We start from the raw sequence: 16230 nt of genomic DNA, 5'->3' as shown, positions 1-16230 counted from the left end.
GGGCAGGTCGGTTTCTGCGCCATCCGCTACACCGTCGCGAGCGTTCAATCACGATCCGTGTTCGCCATCGCGGAGGAGCACCTGGCCGCAAGGGAGGGAACATGGCGCTGACCGGACCCCCTGCGGCCGTCCCCGGTCGGGAAGACCCGCCCGATCGGAGCCCGGCGCCCCCGCCGTCCGGCGGTACGACCGAACCCACCGGCCAGGCAATGCCTGCTCCACGGCGCGAACGACCAGCGGGACTCGCCTCGGCGGTGGCGCGTACCCGGCTTTCGTCAGTGTTCGCGATCCTCACGATCAGCCCGCTGATGCGGTTGGCGGCGTTGCGCTACGCCGTACCCCCGGGTCTGCCCAACCGGAGCGGCTGCGACGCCTGCGGCGCGCCGATCGGCCTGACCCGCCCCTGGCCGGCGCTGGGCCCGGCGGCCCGCTGCGGTCGCTGCCGCGCCCGGGTCGGCCCACCGCCGGGCACAGTCGAGTTGGCCGTGCTTGCGGCGGTGGTGCTACTGGCGTTCGCCGGCCCGTCGGGCGGGGCGCTGCCGGCGCTGATCTGGTGGCTCGGCTGGACGATCCCGGCGGTCCTCGTCGACCTGGCCGTGCGCCGGTTGCCGGATCGGCTCACGCTGCCCGCCGCGGTCGGGACCTGGCTGCTGCTCGGCGTGGCAGCGCTCGACGCCGACCCGGGGCACTGGCTGCGGGCCGTCATCGGCGGCACTGGGCTGGCGCTCTTCTTCGCCAGCACCGCGGTGCTGCTCGGCCGGCGCGGCTTCGGGCTGGGCGACGCCAAGCTGGCGCTCAGCGTCGGTGCGCTGCTCGGCTGGTACGGCTGGCCGGTGCTGGCGTTCGGGCTGCTGCTCACCTTCGGGCTCTCCGCCCTGGTGAGTCTGGGCCTGCTGGCCACGCGCCGCGCCAGCTGGAGCACCCACCTGCCGTTCGGCCCGTTCCTGCTGCTCGGCACAACGGCTGCCGTCCTCTGGGCACTCTGACCGCCCCCCGCCGCGTCGATCTTGCACTTTCTGTCCCGGCATAAGGGGCATCCCACTCATATCGACAACCGAAAGTGCAAGATCGGCGGGGCGTGGCGGGGCGTGGCGGGGCGGGGCGGGGCGGGGTCGGGTTAGGGGCGGGAGCGGCTGGCCAGTTTGGGGGCCGGGCTGTCGGGGCGGTTGGCCCGGCGGCGGAGCACCTCGCTGGTCGGGCGGGCCAGCAACGGGGTGACCACCACGGCGACCAGGGCACCGAACAGCACACCCGCGATCACGTCGTGCGGGTAGTGCACGCCCACGAAGACCCGGGAGAAGGCGCCGAGCGCGGCCAGTGGCAACGCGACCACGCCAAGACGGCGGTTGAGCAGCAACGTGGTGACCGCCAGCGCGCCGGCGATGGTGGCGTGGTTGCTGGGGAACGACCAGTCGCCCGGAGGTGGGCAGGCACCCGCGATGATCTCCCGACCGATCGTCCGGCAGGGCCGCTCCTCGTCCACCACGGTCTTGAAGAACTCACTGCCCACGTACGCCAGGAGGGCCGGCAGCGGCGCGACCAGGGCGAGTGCCCGGTCGTGCGGGCCGCCGGAGCGGCGGCTCAGCGCGGCCATCACCAGCAGCGCGCCGAGTAGCAGGATCACCCCCTCGGTGGCGTGTCCGACGAACCACTGCACCGGCTCTGGGCTGCCGGCGGCGGCGTCGACGACGTCGCTGTACCACTCGGCGCTGATCTCCGGAACGTCCATGCTGCCGTTGTCGACCATGCATCACCTCACTTCACGTTCATACCCTGTTCACCTGGAGGACACCCTACGAACGCGGCACAGGGCACCGCCGCTGTCGAAGGCCGGGCGGTCCTCTCGACCTTCGTCCAGGATTCGCACAGCCGGCTCTGGTTGGCTGGTCGCAGGACGTCGACATCGACAGGAGGCTTCGTGCAGACCGGTTCGGCCACCGATCAACAGCAGTCCACCGCCGGAACGGCGGATGACGAGACCTGGCGAATCAGGCGTACGGAGGCCGACCTGGACCGGCTCGGCGAAACCGAGTCGATCTTCGCGTTGGGCAACGGGTGGATCGGCGTCGCCCGGTGGCCGCCGTCCGGTACGAGGTCGAGCCGTTGGACGCCGCCGTCGAGCTGCGGGTCTGCTCGGATCTGCTGGCCAACGAGAAGGTGCCGGAGCGTTCGGACGGCCCTCGGGCCGCCTCGGTGCCCACCGACCCGCTGACCGCCGAGACGTACCGTGCGACTGGCCTCGACAGGGTGCTTGTGCACCGCACCGGGCGCAGCGGTCAGCGCGTCGCGGTCGCGGTCAGTCACCTGCTGGAGGGGCCGGGCACGGTGACCACCACAGGTGACTGCACCCCGGACCGGGTACGGCTGACAGTGACGGGTCGCCTGCACCGGCGGGAGCGGTTGCGGCTGACGAAGTTCGCCGCCTACGAGTTTCACCGAGCAACCAGAGTGGGACTTCGCGAACACCGGCGACGACGACTACCCGCTGCTGCTGCACTTCCCGTACCTGGAGCTGTACCGCAAGCAGGTGGTCAAGCAGGCAGATCTGGTGCTGGCCATGCAGCTCTGCCCAGGTGAGTTCACCGCCGACGAGAAGGCCCGCAACCTGGCCTACTACCAGGCCTGCACGGTCCGCGACTCGTCGCTGTCGGCGGCCCCGCAGGCCGTGCTGGCCGCCGAGGTCGGGCACCTGGACCTGGCGTACGACCTGTTCGCCGAGTCGGTCCTGCAGGACCTGGCCGACCTGGGCGACAAGACCGCCGACGGGCTGCACCTTGCCTCGCTGGCCGGCGCGTGGTTGGCGCTGGTGCAGGGCTTCGGTGGGCTGCGCGACGACCGCGCGGTGCCCTCCTTCGACCCCCGGCTGCCGCGACGGATCGACCGGTTGGCGTTCAGCCTGCGCTGGCGCGGCCACCGCCTGCGGGTCACGTTGACTCCGGTGGAGGCCCGCTACGAGCTGCCCGACGCCGCCGGAGATGCCGAGGTCGAGCTGTGGCACCACGGCGAGTCGCTGCGGGTCACCGGCGCCGAGCCGGTCATCCGGCCGATGCCGCAGGTGCCCGACCCCGGCCCGGAACCACCCTGCCCGCCCGGCCGCCGCCCCACCCGTCGCTCGGCCGACTGAGCCGCCTCGACCGGCTCAGGGGCCACCGCGGCTCCGGCGCCGGCCGACCGCGGCTCAGGTCGGTGCGAGACCGCCGGCCATCCGCTCGCGGACGGCCTCCAGCGCCTCGAAGGCGTACGCCCAGTTGTGGCACTTGAAGCTGCGCAGACCGTCGATCGCTGTGTGACAGTCGGAGCAGCGCACCCCGGCGATGGCATCCGGGATCTCGGTGTTGACGTACTTGCGCTCACCCAGGATGACCGTGGCGATCATGGCCTTGTCGTGCAGGCCGGAGAGCGCCGACGAGACGATGTCGTACCAGGTGACCCGCCGGCGGCACTTTGGGCAGTCGGGTTCGTCGCCGCTGACCCAGAGCGGGGCGCCGATGCTGCGTGCCGGCATGCCGAGCAGCTTCTCCAGCCGCCGGACGTCCGACTCGGGGGTGGTCCAGCGGTGTCGGCCGGGCAGTGATGCGGGCGAGTCGTACACGGCGCGGAACAGGTCGTGGTCGACCTGGACGGTCTCGCGCTGAGCGGTCATCGGCGTCCCTCCTCGTTGAGTCGGTGCCCCCACCGTGGTCAGCGGTGACCATGGGTGCAGCCAGATCAACGACACGGGGGGTCGGTGGGTCGTCGCCCCGAGGTGGCTGACCCCCTTTCGCCTCCGGTGGCCGGCCTCGGGTGGTACGACGGACGCAGGGCGTGCGCCGGCGGGAGGAGCGCCGATGGCGAGCAGACCCGAACGGCTGCTGCGGGGCGGTGACTCGCCGCTGAGCGCCTCGTTCCTGGAGCTGTTCTTCGACCTGGCGTTCGTGCTCGCCCTCAGTCAGCTGGCCGCCCACCTGTTGCACGACCTCAGCCTGGCCGGCGCGCTCAATACCGCAGTGCTGTTGGCCGGGGTCTGGTGGATCTGGGTGACCACCACCTGGTTCGCGGACTGGTACGACCCGGAGAGCCCGGCGGTGCGCTGGCTGCTGGTCGGTGCCGCGCTGGGCAGCCTGCTGGCCGGGGTGGCGATCCCGCAGGCGTTGGACGGGCGGGGCCTGCTCTTCGCCGGCGCGTACGTCTCGGTGCACCTCGCCCGGGGCGTGTTCACAGTCCTCGCGTTACGCGGTCACCCACGGCAGAGCCGGGCGCTGCGCATCCTCTGCTGGTTCAGCGTCTCGGCCGTACCGTGGGTGGCCGGTGGGTTGCTGTCGGAGTGGCGGGTGCCGCTCTGGTTGCTCGCCCTCGCCATCGATCTCACCGGCCCACGACTCGGCTGGCCCACTCCGCTGATGGGCCGGACCCGGCCGCAGGAGTTGCGTCTCGCCGGTGAGCACTTCGCCGAGCGGTACCAACAAATCATGATCATCGCGCTCGGCGAACTCGTCCTGGTCGCCGGCCTCTCGTACGCCGAAAGCGACCTCGCCCTCCCGCAGACCGCCGCGTTCCTGCTGGTCTTCGCCATCGCGGTGCTGATCGGTCTGCTCTACGTCACGCCCGCCGGTCAGCGCCTGGGCCCGGCCATCGAACACGCCGACCCGACCCGGCTCGGGGTGATCACCGGATACCTGCACCTGCTGATGATCGCCGGGCTGGTGGTCACCGCCGTCGGCGCCGAGCTGAGCATCGCCCACCCGCTGCGGACCGGTGACACGACCGAGGCCCTGGTCATTCTGAGCGGCCCGGCGCTGTTCCTCATGGGGCGGATCCTCTTCTCGGCGGCGATCCACCGGCGACTCTCCTGGCCCCGGGTCGCCGCCCTGTTCGTGCTGGGCGGTGCGGCGGCCCTCCTGCGGCTGCCGCTGTTGGCGGTCAGCGCGGTCGTCACAGTGGTGGCGCTCGTGGTGGTCATCCTGGACCACGCCGGCATCCGGTCCTACCGCCACCGATCTGGTGCGTAGTCGAGAAGCCTGACTAAAGTCAGGTGTATGGACTCGGCTCTCATCGCCGCCGTGCGGCGGTTCAACCGGACGGTCACCCAGCGGGTGGGTGCGCTCGACGACGAGTACATGACCCAGGGGCGTCCCCTGGGGCAGGCTCGGCTGCTCTGGGAGATCGGCCCCGCCGGTGCCGAGGTCGCCGCGCTACGAGCCCGGCTCGGCCTGGACTCCGGATACCTCAGCCGGCTCCTGCGCACCCTGGAGAACGACGACCTCATCACCGTCGGACCGGTCGGCCAGGCCGGCGGCGACGGCCGGGTACGCGTCGCCACGCTCACCGACGCCGGCCGGACCCAGTGGGCCGACCTCGATCGGCGGTCGGACGATCTCGCCGCCTCGATCCTCGAACCGCTCACCGAACACCGCCGCGAACGACTCGTCACCGCCATGGCCGAGGTCGAACGGCTCCTCGTCGGCTCGATGGTCGTCATCGAGCCGTGCCCGCCGAGCGACCCGCGAGCCCGCGCCTGTCTGCGGGCCTACGCCCGGGACATCGCACGACGATTCGACGACGGGTTCGACCCCGCACTGAGCAAACCGGTCCCTGACGAAGCGCTCGTCCCACCCAACGGGGTGCTCCTGCTCGCCACCCTCAACAGCGAACCGATCGGCTGCGGCGCGGTCAAACTCCACTCCGACGCCCCCGCCGAGGTCAAACGCGTGTGGGTGACCGACACCGTACGCGGGCTCGGCGTCGGGCGGCGACTGCTGGGTGAGCTGGAACGGTACGCCGCCGAGCACGGCGCGACAGCGGTCCGGCTGGACACCAACCGCAACCTCACCGAGGCGATCGCCCTGTACCGGGCAACCGGTTACCGGGAGATCGAGGCGTACAACACCGAGCACTACGCCCACCACTGGTTCGAGAAGCAGCTCAGGCAGTGATGGGAAACTGGATCGGCCGCAGGTGGCAGGGTCGGGTGCCTGGAGCAGCCGGATGCCCTCGCCGGGCAGGCTGATGGACGTTGCCGCTGAACAGCATCCGGCGGCCTGAACGAGGAGATCGTCGTGCGCAAGCTCGTGTATTACATCGCCACCACATTGGACGGCTTCATCGCCGGTCCCGACGGCGCCGACCCGACCGGCCCCGACGGGTTCTGGCCGGTTCCGGAGGACTACCTGCACCACCTCGTCAGCGAATATCCGGAGACCCTCCCCGGTCCGGCCCGGCAGGCGTTCGGCATCACCGACCAGGGCAGCCGGTTCGACACTGTGCTGGAAGGGCGCCACTCCTACGAGGTGGGCCTGAAGGCCGGCGTGGCCGACGCGTACCCCCACCTGCGCCACCTGGTGTTCTCCCGCACGCTGGGCAGCAGCCCGGACCCGGCCGTCGAGGTCATGGCCCAAGACCCCATTGCCACGGTACGAGAGCTGAAGCGCCACGACGGCAAGGACGTCTGGGTGATCGGCGGCGGCGCCCTGGCGGGAGCCCTGTACCCCGAGATCGATCAGCTGATCGTCAAGCTCGCTCCGCTGACCATCGGCGCTGGCATCCCGCTGTTCGGCAGCGACGCCGTCTTCGCCCCCCGCACCTGGCGCCTGAGCGACCACACAGTCCTGGACAGTGGCGCTCTCTTCCTCACCTACACGCGCGCAGAGACCGGAAACGGGTCTGCATGAGCACGTCCCGTGACGACATCGTGCTGGGCCGCTGGTGCCCGATCGGCACCAGCGGCCCGTTCGCCGCGAACTGCGTCCGGCGTCGACGTGCGATCAGCCCTTCACCGCCCCCGCAGTGAGCCCTTCGGTCAGGAAGCGCTGCCCGAGGGCGTACATGATCACCACGGGGATGCTGACCAGCAGCGACGCCGCGGCGAGTTGTCCTTGCGGCACGACGTCTCCGGCGATCATCGACTGCATCCCGACCGGGAGCGTCTTGTACTCATCCTTCGTGATGAACACGAAGGCGAAGAGGAACTCGTTCCAGGCGTTGGTCAGGGTGAAGAGCGCGACCGCCAGCAGCCCTGGTTTGGCGAGGGGCAGCACCACCTTGCCGAACGCCTGGATGCGGCTGCAACCGTCGACCAACGCGGCTTCCTCCAGCTCGATGGGTATCGACGAGAAGTACCCGACCAGCAGCCAGGTGGCGAACGGCAGCGTGAAGGTCGGGTATGTCACCACCAGAGACCACAACGAGTCGGTGAGCCGGGCGCCGATGAGCATCTGGTACAGCGGGATGAACAGCAGCGCGCCCGGCATCACGTAGGTGAGCAGCACCGTGACGGTGAAGCCCTGCGCTCCGCGGAACCGCAGCCGGGCCAGCGCGTAACCCGCCAGGGCGGCGCAGACCAGGGCCACCGCCGTGGACGCCGCGGACACCAGCAGGGTGTTGAGGTACCAACGGCCGAACGGCTGGTTGTCGAACAGGGCGCCGAACTGCTCCAGGGTCCACGGCGTCGGCCACAGGTCGTCGGTACGCATGACGACCTGGCCCTCGGACTTGAAGGCCGTCACGGCGATCCAGTACAGCGGGCCCAGCACGAAGAGGAGCAACCCGGCCAGCGCGACCCAGGACCCCAGGCCCGACACCAGGGACCCCGACCGGCGTCCGCCTCGTGACTGGAGGGTCGAGACCACCCGGCCGACTCCGGCCGCGATCAGCAGAATCACCCCGAGGACCACCGCCGCCTTCCAGAAGATGTGCGGCGACGCCCAGGCCAGCAGACCGGTGACCAGCGCGGTGATGACCCAGGGCAGCGCCTTTCGGGCCGTCGGGGCCCACCGCTGCGTGCCGATCCACCGCGCTGCTCGGCGTCGGCGGGGCAGTTTGATGTTGGTGTCCTGGCGCAACAGACGGACCAGGATGAACACCAGCCCGCCGATGATCGGCAGCATGACGAGCGTGACCGCCGCGCCCGCGCCGTACTGCAGCTGCAGGATCGCCTTCGAGTAGGCGATGAGCACGTACGGCGCTGTCACGTCGCCCGGGCCGCCCTGCGTCAGCAACCAGACCAGGTCAAAGTTGTTGAACGTCCAGATCGACGACAGGGTCACCGTCACGGTGATGACGTGACGCAGTCCGGGCAACGTCACGCTTCTGAACCGCTGCCACGCCGAGGCGCCGTCGATGGTCGCCGCCTCGTAGAGGTCCGCCGGGATGGCCTTCAGCCCCGCGAGGAAACAGACGGTGAAGAACGGCACTCCCTTCCAGACGTTGACGAGGATTACCGACGGCATGGCCAGTGACGGGTCGGACAGCCAGCCCGCGGGCCAGCTGTCGACCAGGTGAGCACTGGCCAGCAGCGGCCCGATCCCGCTGGCGGTGAGCAGCGTGTTGACGCTGCCGAAGATCGGGTCGAGCAGCGCACGCCAGCTGAACGCCGTCACCACCGTCGGCACCACCCACGGCACCAGGAGCAACCCGGCCAGCACGGCCCGCCCGCGTCGTCGGTGGTGCAGCAGCAGGGCGGCGGCCAACCCCAGCACAACCTTGAAAACCTCGGCGTACGCGGTGAAGACGAACGAGTTCACCACGCCCGTGTGGAACTGGTCGTCGCCGACGAGCGAGAGGTAGTTGTCCAGGCCGACGAACACGGTGTCTTGCCCGTGCCGTTCGGTGGTGCTGGTGATGATCGACCGGGCGATCGGCACGAGGACGAGCCCGCCGACCAGCACGGCCATCGGCGCCAGGAACAGTGCCGCCAGCCGCCAGTCACGACCCAGCCGCCGCTGGACCGCCGTCAGAGAGCCGGGTCCCGACGGCGCGGACTTCCTCGCCGTCGGGACCCGCGCGGGGCGGACAGACCTCACTGCGGCAGCCCCTGCTGGTTGAAGATCTGCACCATCTTCGCGTGGGCGGCCGTCACGGCCTGCGCCGGCGCCGTGCCCTGGACGACCTGCTGCATCATGTCGGTGAGGACGTAGGCCGAACCCACCGCCTGCTGGCCCGCGCTGGCCTTCTGCGGGAAGGCGAGGCCGTTCTTCGTGTTCAGCGGCAGCTTCAATTCAGTGATTCTGCGCAGCATGGGGAACGCCGGGTCGCCGCTGGTGAAGAACGGGTCGGCGTCCCAGACCTTCTCCCAGGCGGGCATCACCAGGCCGGGTGCCTCCTTCGCCACCCCGAGCAGCGCGGGCGCGCTGACCAGGTACTGCGCCAGGAGCTTGGCGAGCCCCGGGTTCTTGGCGCCCTTGAAGATGACGAAGCCCTGCGACTGGCCGAGCAGCAGCGGATTGTCGGTCGCCGGCCCGATGCAGTCGGAGAACACGTGGGTGTTCGCGTGCACCGGGTTCTTCTTGGTCCTGGAGTCCGCGTAGACGCTGAACTGGTTGCGGGTGTAGCCGAGGATCCCGGCGAGCCAGTTCTCGTTGTTGCTGGTGTCGGTCCAGCTCGCGATCCCCGGTGGCAACATCGGCTTGTACTTCTGATTGGTGTAGATGTCGCCCAGGAAGGTCACCGCCTGCACCGTCTCGGGGGTGTTGAACGTGACCTTGCGGCCGTCGTTGGAGGCGATCGACCCGCCGTAGGCGTTGATCAGCGCCTCGATCATGCCGTTGCCGTCACCGGACCGGTTCACCGTCATGCCCCAGCCGAACCGGCGTTTGGTCGGGTCGGAGATCTCCAGGCACAGGTCCCGCAGTTCCTCCCAGCTGTAGATGTCCTTGGGGGTGATGCCCTTGTCCTGCATCCAGTCCTTGCGCAGGAACGACCCGATCCCGATGAAGTGGTACGGGATCGCGAACCACTTGCCGTCGAAGACGCAGAAGTTCTTGGCCTCGGCGCAGGGCTCGCCGTACTTGGCGGTCAGCGCCGTGACGACATCCGTCACGTCCTCCAGGTCGCCCAGCGCCTGGAACTGCGCGACGAACCGCGAGTCGGTCATGAACGCCAGGTCACGGGCCACCCCGCCCTTGACCTCGGCGTCGATCTTGGCCACCACGTCACCGGCGTCGGCCTGGACCAGACTGTTCTCGATCTTCGTTCCGGTGGTGTCGGCGAACTTCTTGATCGAACTGTCGAGGGCTTCGTTCGCCGCCGTCGAATAGAGCTTCTGCGACAGCATCCCCATCGAGGAGCCCTTCATCGCCGCAGCGGCGTCGATCAGCTCCTGCGGAACTTCCGGCTGCACCTTGCTGGGTGATTCGGAGCTGTCCCCGCACGCGGCCAGACCGGCCGCGCCGAGCACCCCCACCCCCGCTCCCAGAAAGCCACGCCGTGACCACACCGACTTGTCCTTCATGGACATACGTCTCCTCTTTCTCCCGCGCACGGCTGCACGCCGAAGGCATAGCTGGCGAACACCGCGATGGTTGTGTTGCAGTTGGTTTCTGTCGGCGACCACCGAGGGGCGCCCGTCGAGATCAGTTCGTTCGTGGCTTCCTGCGGTGGTAAGCGGGCCCGCCCGTCACCGTGGGACGTCCGCTCACGCGCGCTTCGTCGGAGCCACCCGAGACATGTCGGGTGGTGCTCTCCGGGTAGCGCGACGAGGTTGAGGCGATCGGCGACCGGGCCGAGGTAGTAGCGCTGACGTTCCAGTTCGGTCGGGTCACCTGACCACCGCCGTTCGAGATTTCGAACTAGGTTCGATATACCGTATCGAGTGGTCGCGACGCTAGGGCAGTGCGATGAACAATGTCAATGTTTCGATGTTGTTTCGAACCGAAAGCGGGAGGTTGCCTACCGAGGTTGCGCCCGGTAGCCCATGCGAGCCGACAACACAGCCGCGCCCTCGCGAACCAGCCCGGTCCACTCCACCTGCACCTGGGGCGTCCAGCGAATGATCGGCGCAGACAGACTCATTCCAGCGATGATGGCGCCGGTATGGTCCCGGATCCCTGCAGCGACACAGCGCATCGCGGTGTCCGACTCGCCGATGTCGACCGCGACACCCTCCGCCCGGACACGGTTCAGATGATCACGAAGAAGATCCGGATCGGTGATGCTGTCCGGCGTCATGCCCGGCAGGGGGTCCTTGAGCAGGACGACGTCCAGGTCCGCCTGGTCGAGAGCCGACAGCAGTACCTTGCCGACTGCCGTGCAGTGCGCGGGCAGCCGCAGTCCGACCCCGGAAACCATCCGAACGGGGTGGGTGCTGTCGAACTTGACGAGATAGATGACATCGGCGCCGTCGAGCACAGCCACATGGACCGCCTCGTCACACGCGGCCGCCACGTCCCGCGCGACGCCCTGCGCCTCGCGTACCAGGTCAAGCCGGCCCGCGAACGCCGCGCCCAGCTGGAACAGCGGCATGCCGAGCCGATACTGCACCGGCTGACCCGGCACGGAGATCAGGTACGAGCGAGCCTCAAGCGTGACGAGCAGTTCGTGGACCGTGGTGCGGGGCAGGTCGAGCCGCTCCATCACCTGACGGGCCGACAGTTGGGGGCAGTCCAGGAACAGTTCGAGGACGTCGAGCGCGCGGATGACCGCCGGTACCACACGGGGCATGTCGATAGTCCCTTCGCAGCGCCGAACCCGTGTCAATGATCTCCACACGGGCCAGCACCTGAAGAGGATATCTACGTCGGCTCCCGGCGCCAGGGTCCGGACAGCGCCGCACCCGGGCAATCACGGCCGCGCGCCGACTGCCCTCCGAGGTCGTTCAGGACCCGGTCGTCTGGTACCTGTGCAGCGCGGCTTCGGCAACCTGAGTGAGGTATCTGCCGCCGCCGGGCTTGTTGCCCTCCGCCTGAACGACCACCAGAGTGGTTCCGATCCGGACGAGCACGATGTCCCATTCCAGCGTGTCAAGATCCGACGTCGTGGTGTGGCTGACGTGAAGACTGTCATCGCCCAACTGCGGCCCTGGCGCTACCGAGAAGCGATAACTGCCGCCGACGCCCTGGCCGGACGGCGCAAGGGTCGGGCAACTGTCGATGAGCGCTCGCAGGTCGGTCATCGCTCGCCGTGCACCGTCATCGGTGTAGGTCCTGAGGACTTCGGTCCCCACCCACAAGTCATCGGGACCCGCGTCGTAGCTGAGGGTGGCCGCGGCTATCGCTGACGGAGTGCCGGTCAGCCGACGGGCCGACAGCAGCGGCATCATGCTGTGCGAACAGGATGCGTCGACGTCTGCACGCCGATCTCCAGCATCCTGCGCCATGCTGGTCGCGATCTCCACAGTGAAGCCGGGCGGTAGTGACTCCGTGGCCACCAAGCGTGCCGACAGCGTCGCGGAGTACCCGGGCCCGCCGGTCGCCGGAACTGCTGGTTTCGTGGCTGTGGCCGAGCCCGTCGCCTGCTTCGTTCCGCCGGCGTCCGCTGTTGAGGTCGTCGGAGAACCGCAGGCGGTCACCAAGCAGACGGCCGCCACCGCAACCGACCTGTGCAGCACCATCCTGAGCACCGGGCATACTCCGCTCTCGCCGAGGGGCGCAGATTACCAGCGCGCGACTTCAGCCGCCGGCCAGCAGGAGCGACCCCCGGCTGGGCCGCTGACCTGCCTGTGAGTGGGCCGCCAGGGACTCGAACCCTGAACCTATGGATTGCCGGCGAGTCGGCCTCCTGCGGTGTGGATCGAGGTCACTCGGGTTGCTAGCGTGCTTCTCGGCCGGGTTCGGCTGGCACGGTTGCTGAACTTCCCTGCTAGCCTCGGTCTTTCATGAGTGATTGATCTTGGTGTTGTGGGTGCGGCTGGCGGTGTTTCTGCCGGTAGGCATGGTTTGGGCCCGACGCGTGGCCGGGTTCCTCGAAGCTGTTGCTGGGGCGGGGATTGTGGTTCAGGAAAGGGGCCGGGGCAGGCTGGCGAGGCGCGTGAACGCGGTGATGATCTCCTCGGCCCAGGGCCAGCCGTCGGCGATGCGTAGCCAGGTTCGGCGTGCGGTGCGGGCGATGCGGGCTGGGACGTGTAGGAGCCGGTAGCGCAGTTTCTTCGGCTCCGCGCGGGCGAGGTCGCCGTCGAGTAGCAGGGTTTGGGTCCAGGCGAGCAGGTCAATGCCGGTCAACGCCAGCTGCAGCCAGGCCTGATTGATCGCGAAGATCCGTGACGGGAACCGGCCGAAGCCCGTGGCTTTGCCGGTGCGGATGCGGTCCTCGACGCGGGCGTGGGCGCGGTGACGGGCCTCCAGGAACTGCAGGGATCCTTGACCGGGCGGGGCGTCGGTGGCGATGACCTGGTGCCGCATGCCGTTGACGGTGTCGAACAGCGACAACTGGGCGCCGGGGTGTGGTCGTTCCCGGCGGGCGATCAGGCGGGTTCCGGCCGGGAAACCGCTGGTGTCGGCCAAGCCGGTGAGTTCGCAGATTTCGGCGCCGTCACGCAGAGCGCCGTCGGTGTTGATCGCGGGGATCCAGTCGTTGGCCTGCTCGATCGCCGCCCTGACTGCTGCGGTGATCGCGGCGCCCACACTGAATCGGGCGTCGATGCCGTGCTCGCGTAGGCCTCGGATGTGGGCGAGGAAGCCGTGGGTGCTGCCGGCGCCGTCGGTGCGGATCAGCAGCGGTGTCCCGTGCCGGTGGGCGTCGGGGATCTGCGCGAGGGCCTCGTCCAGCACGGTGATGTGGTCGGCGGTGGTGTTCGACCCGGCCCGTCCTTCGCGCAGTAGTCCGGCCAGGGCTTCGCCGGTGTTGTCGAGGAAACACAGCAGCGGGTGGTAGCCGAATGTCTTCTTCCACGTCCGCGTCGCCGATTCCTTCTCGGAATGGCAGATGACCAGGGTGGCATCCATGTCCAGGACCAGACCGGGGACCTCGCGGCCCGCCGCGACCGAGGCGGGCAACCGGCCGCGGATCTCACAGGTCTGCGCCCACGCGACTTCCCGCGCCGCCGCGCGGGCCTGCCGCAACCGGGCCAACGCCACGGTGTCGAGGCTGTCCAGGACCCGCCACCCGGTCGCGTCCGACGCGACCTGCCCAAACAATTCGGGCTGATGGCGTAACACGCCCAGATCAGCGATCGCTTCACCGCCGTCGGCGAGCATCACCGCCAGATCGACGGCGACCCGGCCCGGCTCATGGACCGGGCGTCGCTGCCGCAACCCGGCCAGCGCATCACCAAAACCCCTGGCCAACCCCGTCACCTCGGCGACGTCGGCCAGCAAGCGGGCACCGGCGTGACCGACCACGCCCCGACCCCCACCAGAGACCGCAAGCTTAGGACGCATGCCGGTACGCTGCACCTTGAAAGTGCCTTCCGTGATGGATGGATGAGACCCTAGACAAGTCACATCGTTCCAGATCAGAAGGCACTTTCGCGTCCCCGGGACCGCCGCCGCGCAGCCCTTAACGAAGGGCCGAGGCTAGCTTGACGGATTGCGCTCCGTGACCATTACCGACCGAGAACACCGCGTCCGTCGGCACGTTAGACAGAATCAGACCGACCAGGCGCGGATGACGTCGTCGGGTCCCCAGACAAGGTCCACGGCCCCGTCCGGGAGGTCAGCTCCGGAGCGGCTGACGACGACCAGCCCGCTGGTGCCGGGCTGAAAACCCGGGATCAGCGGGGCGTGACGCCGAAGTTCGTCGAGGTGGTGCCGGTCGAACGGGCCGTCCTGCCACTTGATGGAGCCGGCGAACGCGATGCGGGAGGCGATCGGAGCGCGGTCGGCTCCGACAAGATCGATCTCTGGGTTGGATTGCCGGTTCCACCAACCACCGACTTCCCACGCGTCAGTCCAGGGCAGAACTCCGGCTCCGGCGGAGATGGCGAGCGCATCGCGGATGATCGGCTCGACGGCGTTACCCCGCCAACTCGACCACCGACTATCGAGGATGGCGCGAGCGGCCGCTGACCGATCGCGCAGAACCAGTTGATGCACATCGCGCAAGATGGCCAGGTACAGGCGCAGATTGCTGTCAGCGATCCGGTACTGAGCCAATTTGCTGGGCTTGGTGGACAGCGGCTTGTCGACAGCGAGGATCTGTTTCTCCTCGACGAGCCGGTGAAGCAGCGGCGACAGCGTGCCGGAACTGACTGGGCCGCCGCGGTCCCCGGCGGCAGCAGCGATGTTGCTGAACGTGCGGCTACCCGCTCCACCGACAGCTTCCAAGATGCGGCGGGCAGTGTCGGGGGCGGGAAACTCCGATGCCAGGGACTGCTCGGGGACGGTGAACAACGCCGAAGTCTTGTTGGAGATCTCCTGACTCAGGAAATCGACCGGGGGCGTTCCCGGGGACCACTCCAGAGCGATACCCGGCAATCCACCGGTGATCAGGTGCGCATCGATCGCGTCCGCGCCGCTCAACCCGGTCACGGCGGCGGTTTCGGCAGGATTGAACGGGCCGAGGACCATGTTCGTGGCCCTGCCGTAGAAGGGTCGGTCGTACTCGGTGAACCGCTGCATCATGTGCAGATCACTGCCGAGCAGCAGCATCAGCACTGGCCTGCTGGAGATGAGGCGATCCCAGGCGACCTGCAGGTGTCCGTCGAACGTCGGGTCCTGCTCAGAGATCCACGGCAGTTCGTCGAGGACGACGACACTCGGCGTGTCGGGCAAGACACCTGCCAACACCCGCAGCATGTCTCCCCAGCCACCGGCCGGCGGCTGGGACGGCAGAAGATCACGACGGCCAGCGGTAAGCAGCGACGAGTCGCGCAAGGCCCCGAGAAAGTAGCTGACCGCTTCGATGCTCGACGCGCCCTTGACCGCGGTGTAGAAGCAGTAGGGCAGATCGACCCGGTCGCACAACTCCTGCACCAGCCGCGACTTGCCCACCTGCCGCCGGCCGCGGATAGCGACAGAGCGACCCTCGCCAGTGCGCTTCACATGATCGAGTTGTTTGGTGAGCAGGTCCAGTTCCGTGCGCCGGCCGATGAACATCGACCCTCCCGAAGCTAGATCGGATCTTACTTCGGACCAGTCTACCTAAATTCGGGGTCGCTACTGATGTACGTCGCCGCGACTCAAGCGCCACGCCATCGGCCGGTGTCCGCTACCGCGCGGACGAACTGCTTCACGCTCGACAGGGTCGCCACCGGGCTGACCCTGGACACCAATGGACGAGCCGGGAGTAGGTCGACAAGATGAGCCGGCTCCCTGGCGGTCGCTCCCCATCGCTCGCGGGCGGCACGCCGAAGCTCCGGATGGCGATCGCTTCCTGCCGCAGAGGGACAGTCGAGGAAATGCGTGGGCCGCCAGGGACTCGAACCCTGAACCTATGGATTAAAAGTCCACAGCTCTGCCATTGAGCTAGCGGCCCGCGCGCTCAGGTTACCCGACCGTCTGCGCCCCGGCTGATGTCCGCCCCCGGTCCAGAGGAGCGATGCTGATCTACACCCGCGGCAGACTTCGCACCGCTTTGTCGCCGGTACAGCTTTATCACCCCTCG

At 68.8% G+C, this 16230-nt stretch carries 15 protein-coding genes and 1 tRNA gene; 7 read left to right on the top strand and 9 right to left on the bottom strand.

Translation table 11 applies throughout. From position 1 onward, the window contains the following. Nucleotides 1–209 precede the first annotated feature (209 nt). Nucleotides 210–986 carry an A24 family peptidase gene (locus KBX71_RS13905; protein WP_210818309.1) on the top strand — a complete coding sequence of 259 codons (777 nt, stop codon included), beginning with the start codon at nt 210–212 and terminating at the stop codon, nt 984–986. A gap of 131 nt (nt 987–1117) precedes the next feature. Here KBX71_RS13905 and KBX71_RS13900 read toward each other — a convergent pair whose 3' ends face one another. After that, nucleotides 1118–1747 (bottom strand): phosphatase PAP2 family protein, encoded by a 630-nt coding sequence (locus tag KBX71_RS13900; RefSeq protein ID WP_210818308.1) that lies wholly within the window; start codon nt 1745–1747, stop codon nt 1118–1120. A gap of 308 nt (nt 1748–2055) precedes the next feature. On the opposite strand from KBX71_RS13900, the gene KBX71_RS33715 reads away from it, so the two are divergent. Both KBX71_RS33715 and KBX71_RS33710 read left to right on the top strand, forming a co-directional pair. Further along, on the top strand, nt 2056–2577 hold the full coding sequence (locus tag KBX71_RS33715; RefSeq protein ID WP_307847063.1) for a hypothetical protein: 522 nt from the start codon (nt 2056–2058) through the stop codon (nt 2575–2577). Next, nucleotides 2486–3124, top strand: coding sequence for a glycosyl hydrolase family 65 protein (locus KBX71_RS33710; RefSeq protein ID WP_307847074.1), 639 nt, complete (start codon nt 2486–2488; stop codon nt 3122–3124). Before KBX71_RS33715 ends, KBX71_RS33710 begins: the two co-directional genes overlap by 92 nt. A gap of 54 nt (nt 3125–3178) precedes the next feature. Here the strand turns inward: KBX71_RS33710 and KBX71_RS13890 are convergent, their stop codons facing one another. After that, on the bottom strand, nt 3179–3643 hold the full coding sequence (locus KBX71_RS13890; RefSeq protein ID WP_124821741.1) for a hypothetical protein: 465 nt from the start codon (nt 3641–3643) through the stop codon (nt 3179–3181). Between the two features lie 184 nt (nt 3644–3827). Between KBX71_RS13890 and KBX71_RS13885 the strand changes: the two genes are divergently transcribed. The 3 genes from KBX71_RS13885 to KBX71_RS13875 all read left to right on the top strand — a co-directional run bounded on the left by KBX71_RS13885 (nt 3828) and on the right by KBX71_RS13875 (nt 6647). Next, on the top strand, nt 3828–4988 hold the full coding sequence (locus tag KBX71_RS13885; protein ID WP_210818307.1) for a low temperature requirement protein A: 1161 nt from the start codon (nt 3828–3830) through the stop codon (nt 4986–4988). Between the two features lie 27 nt (nt 4989–5015). Continuing rightward, a complete protein-coding gene (locus tag KBX71_RS13880; protein WP_210818306.1) occupies nt 5016–5912 on the top strand; it encodes a helix-turn-helix domain-containing GNAT family N-acetyltransferase in 897 nt (298 codons plus the stop codon). A gap of 123 nt (nt 5913–6035) precedes the next feature. After that, nucleotides 6036–6647 carry a dihydrofolate reductase family protein gene (locus KBX71_RS13875; protein WP_210818305.1) on the top strand — a complete coding sequence of 204 codons (612 nt, stop codon included), beginning with the start codon at nt 6036–6038 and terminating at the stop codon, nt 6645–6647. A gap of 93 nt (nt 6648–6740) precedes the next feature. Here KBX71_RS13875 and KBX71_RS13870 read toward each other — a convergent pair whose 3' ends face one another. The 4 genes from KBX71_RS13870 to KBX71_RS13855 form a co-directional block, all read right to left on the bottom strand. Beyond that, on the bottom strand, nt 6741–8777 hold the full coding sequence (locus tag KBX71_RS13870; protein ID WP_210818304.1) for an ABC transporter permease subunit: 2037 nt from the start codon (nt 8775–8777) through the stop codon (nt 6741–6743). After that, entirely contained in the window at nt 8774–10210 is a 1437-nt protein-coding gene (locus KBX71_RS13865; protein WP_247683440.1) for an extracellular solute-binding protein, read from the bottom strand. Before KBX71_RS13865 ends, KBX71_RS13870 begins: the two co-directional genes overlap by 4 nt. Nucleotides 10211–10641: 431 nt before the next feature. Further along, nucleotides 10642–11412 carry an IclR family transcriptional regulator gene (locus KBX71_RS13860; protein ID WP_124821734.1) on the bottom strand — a complete coding sequence of 257 codons (771 nt, stop codon included), beginning with the start codon at nt 11410–11412 and terminating at the stop codon, nt 10642–10644. Nucleotides 11413–11566: 154 nt separating this feature from the next. Then, on the bottom strand, nt 11567–12010 hold the full coding sequence (locus tag KBX71_RS13855; RefSeq protein WP_210818303.1) for a hypothetical protein: 444 nt from the start codon (nt 12008–12010) through the stop codon (nt 11567–11569). 55 nt (nt 12011–12065) lie between these two features. On the opposite strand from KBX71_RS13855, the gene KBX71_RS13850 reads away from it, so the two are divergent. After that, the gene (locus KBX71_RS13850) at nt 12066–12413 is read left to right on the top strand and encodes a hypothetical protein (protein ID WP_210818302.1); all 348 of its coding nucleotides are present in this window, start codon (nt 12066–12068) and stop codon (nt 12411–12413) included. A gap of 270 nt (nt 12414–12683) precedes the next feature. Here the strand turns inward: KBX71_RS13850 and KBX71_RS13845 are convergent, their stop codons facing one another. From KBX71_RS13845 to KBX71_RS13835, 3 genes are all read right to left on the bottom strand, one after another. Beyond that, entirely contained in the window at nt 12684–14102 is a 1419-nt protein-coding gene (locus tag KBX71_RS13845; RefSeq protein WP_210818421.1) for an IS1380 family transposase, read from the bottom strand. A 171-nt stretch (nt 14103–14273) separates the two neighbouring features. Then, the gene (locus KBX71_RS13840) at nt 14274–15722 is read right to left on the bottom strand and encodes an ATP-binding protein (protein WP_210818301.1); all 1449 of its coding nucleotides are present in this window, start codon (nt 15720–15722) and stop codon (nt 14274–14276) included. A 307-nt stretch (nt 15723–16029) separates the two neighbouring features. After that, nucleotides 16030–16101 (bottom strand) — tRNA-Lys (locus KBX71_RS13835). Nucleotides 16102–16230: the final 129 nt, after the last annotated feature.

Origin of the sequence: Micromonospora sp. D93, from assembly GCF_018070365.1 — a bacterium.
GTDB classification, from domain to species: Bacteria; Actinomycetota; Actinomycetes; order Mycobacteriales; family Micromonosporaceae; genus Micromonospora; species Micromonospora ureilytica.
This window is presented reverse-complemented; position numbering and strand designations above follow the sequence as displayed.

Bases quoted from the DNA above. Each gene is read 5' to 3' on its own strand.
- KBX71_RS13865 (WP_247683440.1), bottom strand. From the start codon at position 10,210: ATGTCCATGAAGGACAAGTCGGTGTGGTCACGGCGTGGCTTTCTGGGA.
- KBX71_RS13855 (WP_210818303.1), bottom strand. From the start codon at position 12,010: ATGATGCCGCTGCTGTCGGCCCGTCGGCTGACCGGCACTCCGTCAGCG.
- KBX71_RS13890 (WP_124821741.1), bottom strand. From the start codon at position 3,643: ATGACCGCTCAGCGCGAGACCGTCCAGGTCGACCACGACCTGTTCCGC.
- KBX71_RS13840 (WP_210818301.1), bottom strand. From the start codon at position 15,722: ATGTTCATCGGCCGGCGCACGGAACTGGACCTGCTCACCAAACAACTC.
- KBX71_RS13885 (WP_210818307.1), top strand. From the start codon at position 3,828: ATGGCGAGCAGACCCGAACGGCTGCTGCGGGGCGGTGACTCGCCGCTG.
- KBX71_RS13880 (WP_210818306.1), top strand. From the start codon at position 5,016: ATGGACTCGGCTCTCATCGCCGCCGTGCGGCGGTTCAACCGGACGGTC.
- KBX71_RS13900 (WP_210818308.1), bottom strand. From the start codon at position 1,747: ATGGTCGACAACGGCAGCATGGACGTTCCGGAGATCAGCGCCGAGTGG.
- KBX71_RS13860 (WP_124821734.1), bottom strand. From the start codon at position 11,412: ATGCCCCGTGTGGTACCGGCGGTCATCCGCGCGCTCGACGTCCTCGAA.
- KBX71_RS13905 (WP_210818309.1), top strand. From the start codon at position 210: ATGCCTGCTCCACGGCGCGAACGACCAGCGGGACTCGCCTCGGCGGTG.
- KBX71_RS13850 (WP_210818302.1), top strand. From the start codon at position 12,066: ATGCTGGTCGCGATCTCCACAGTGAAGCCGGGCGGTAGTGACTCCGTG.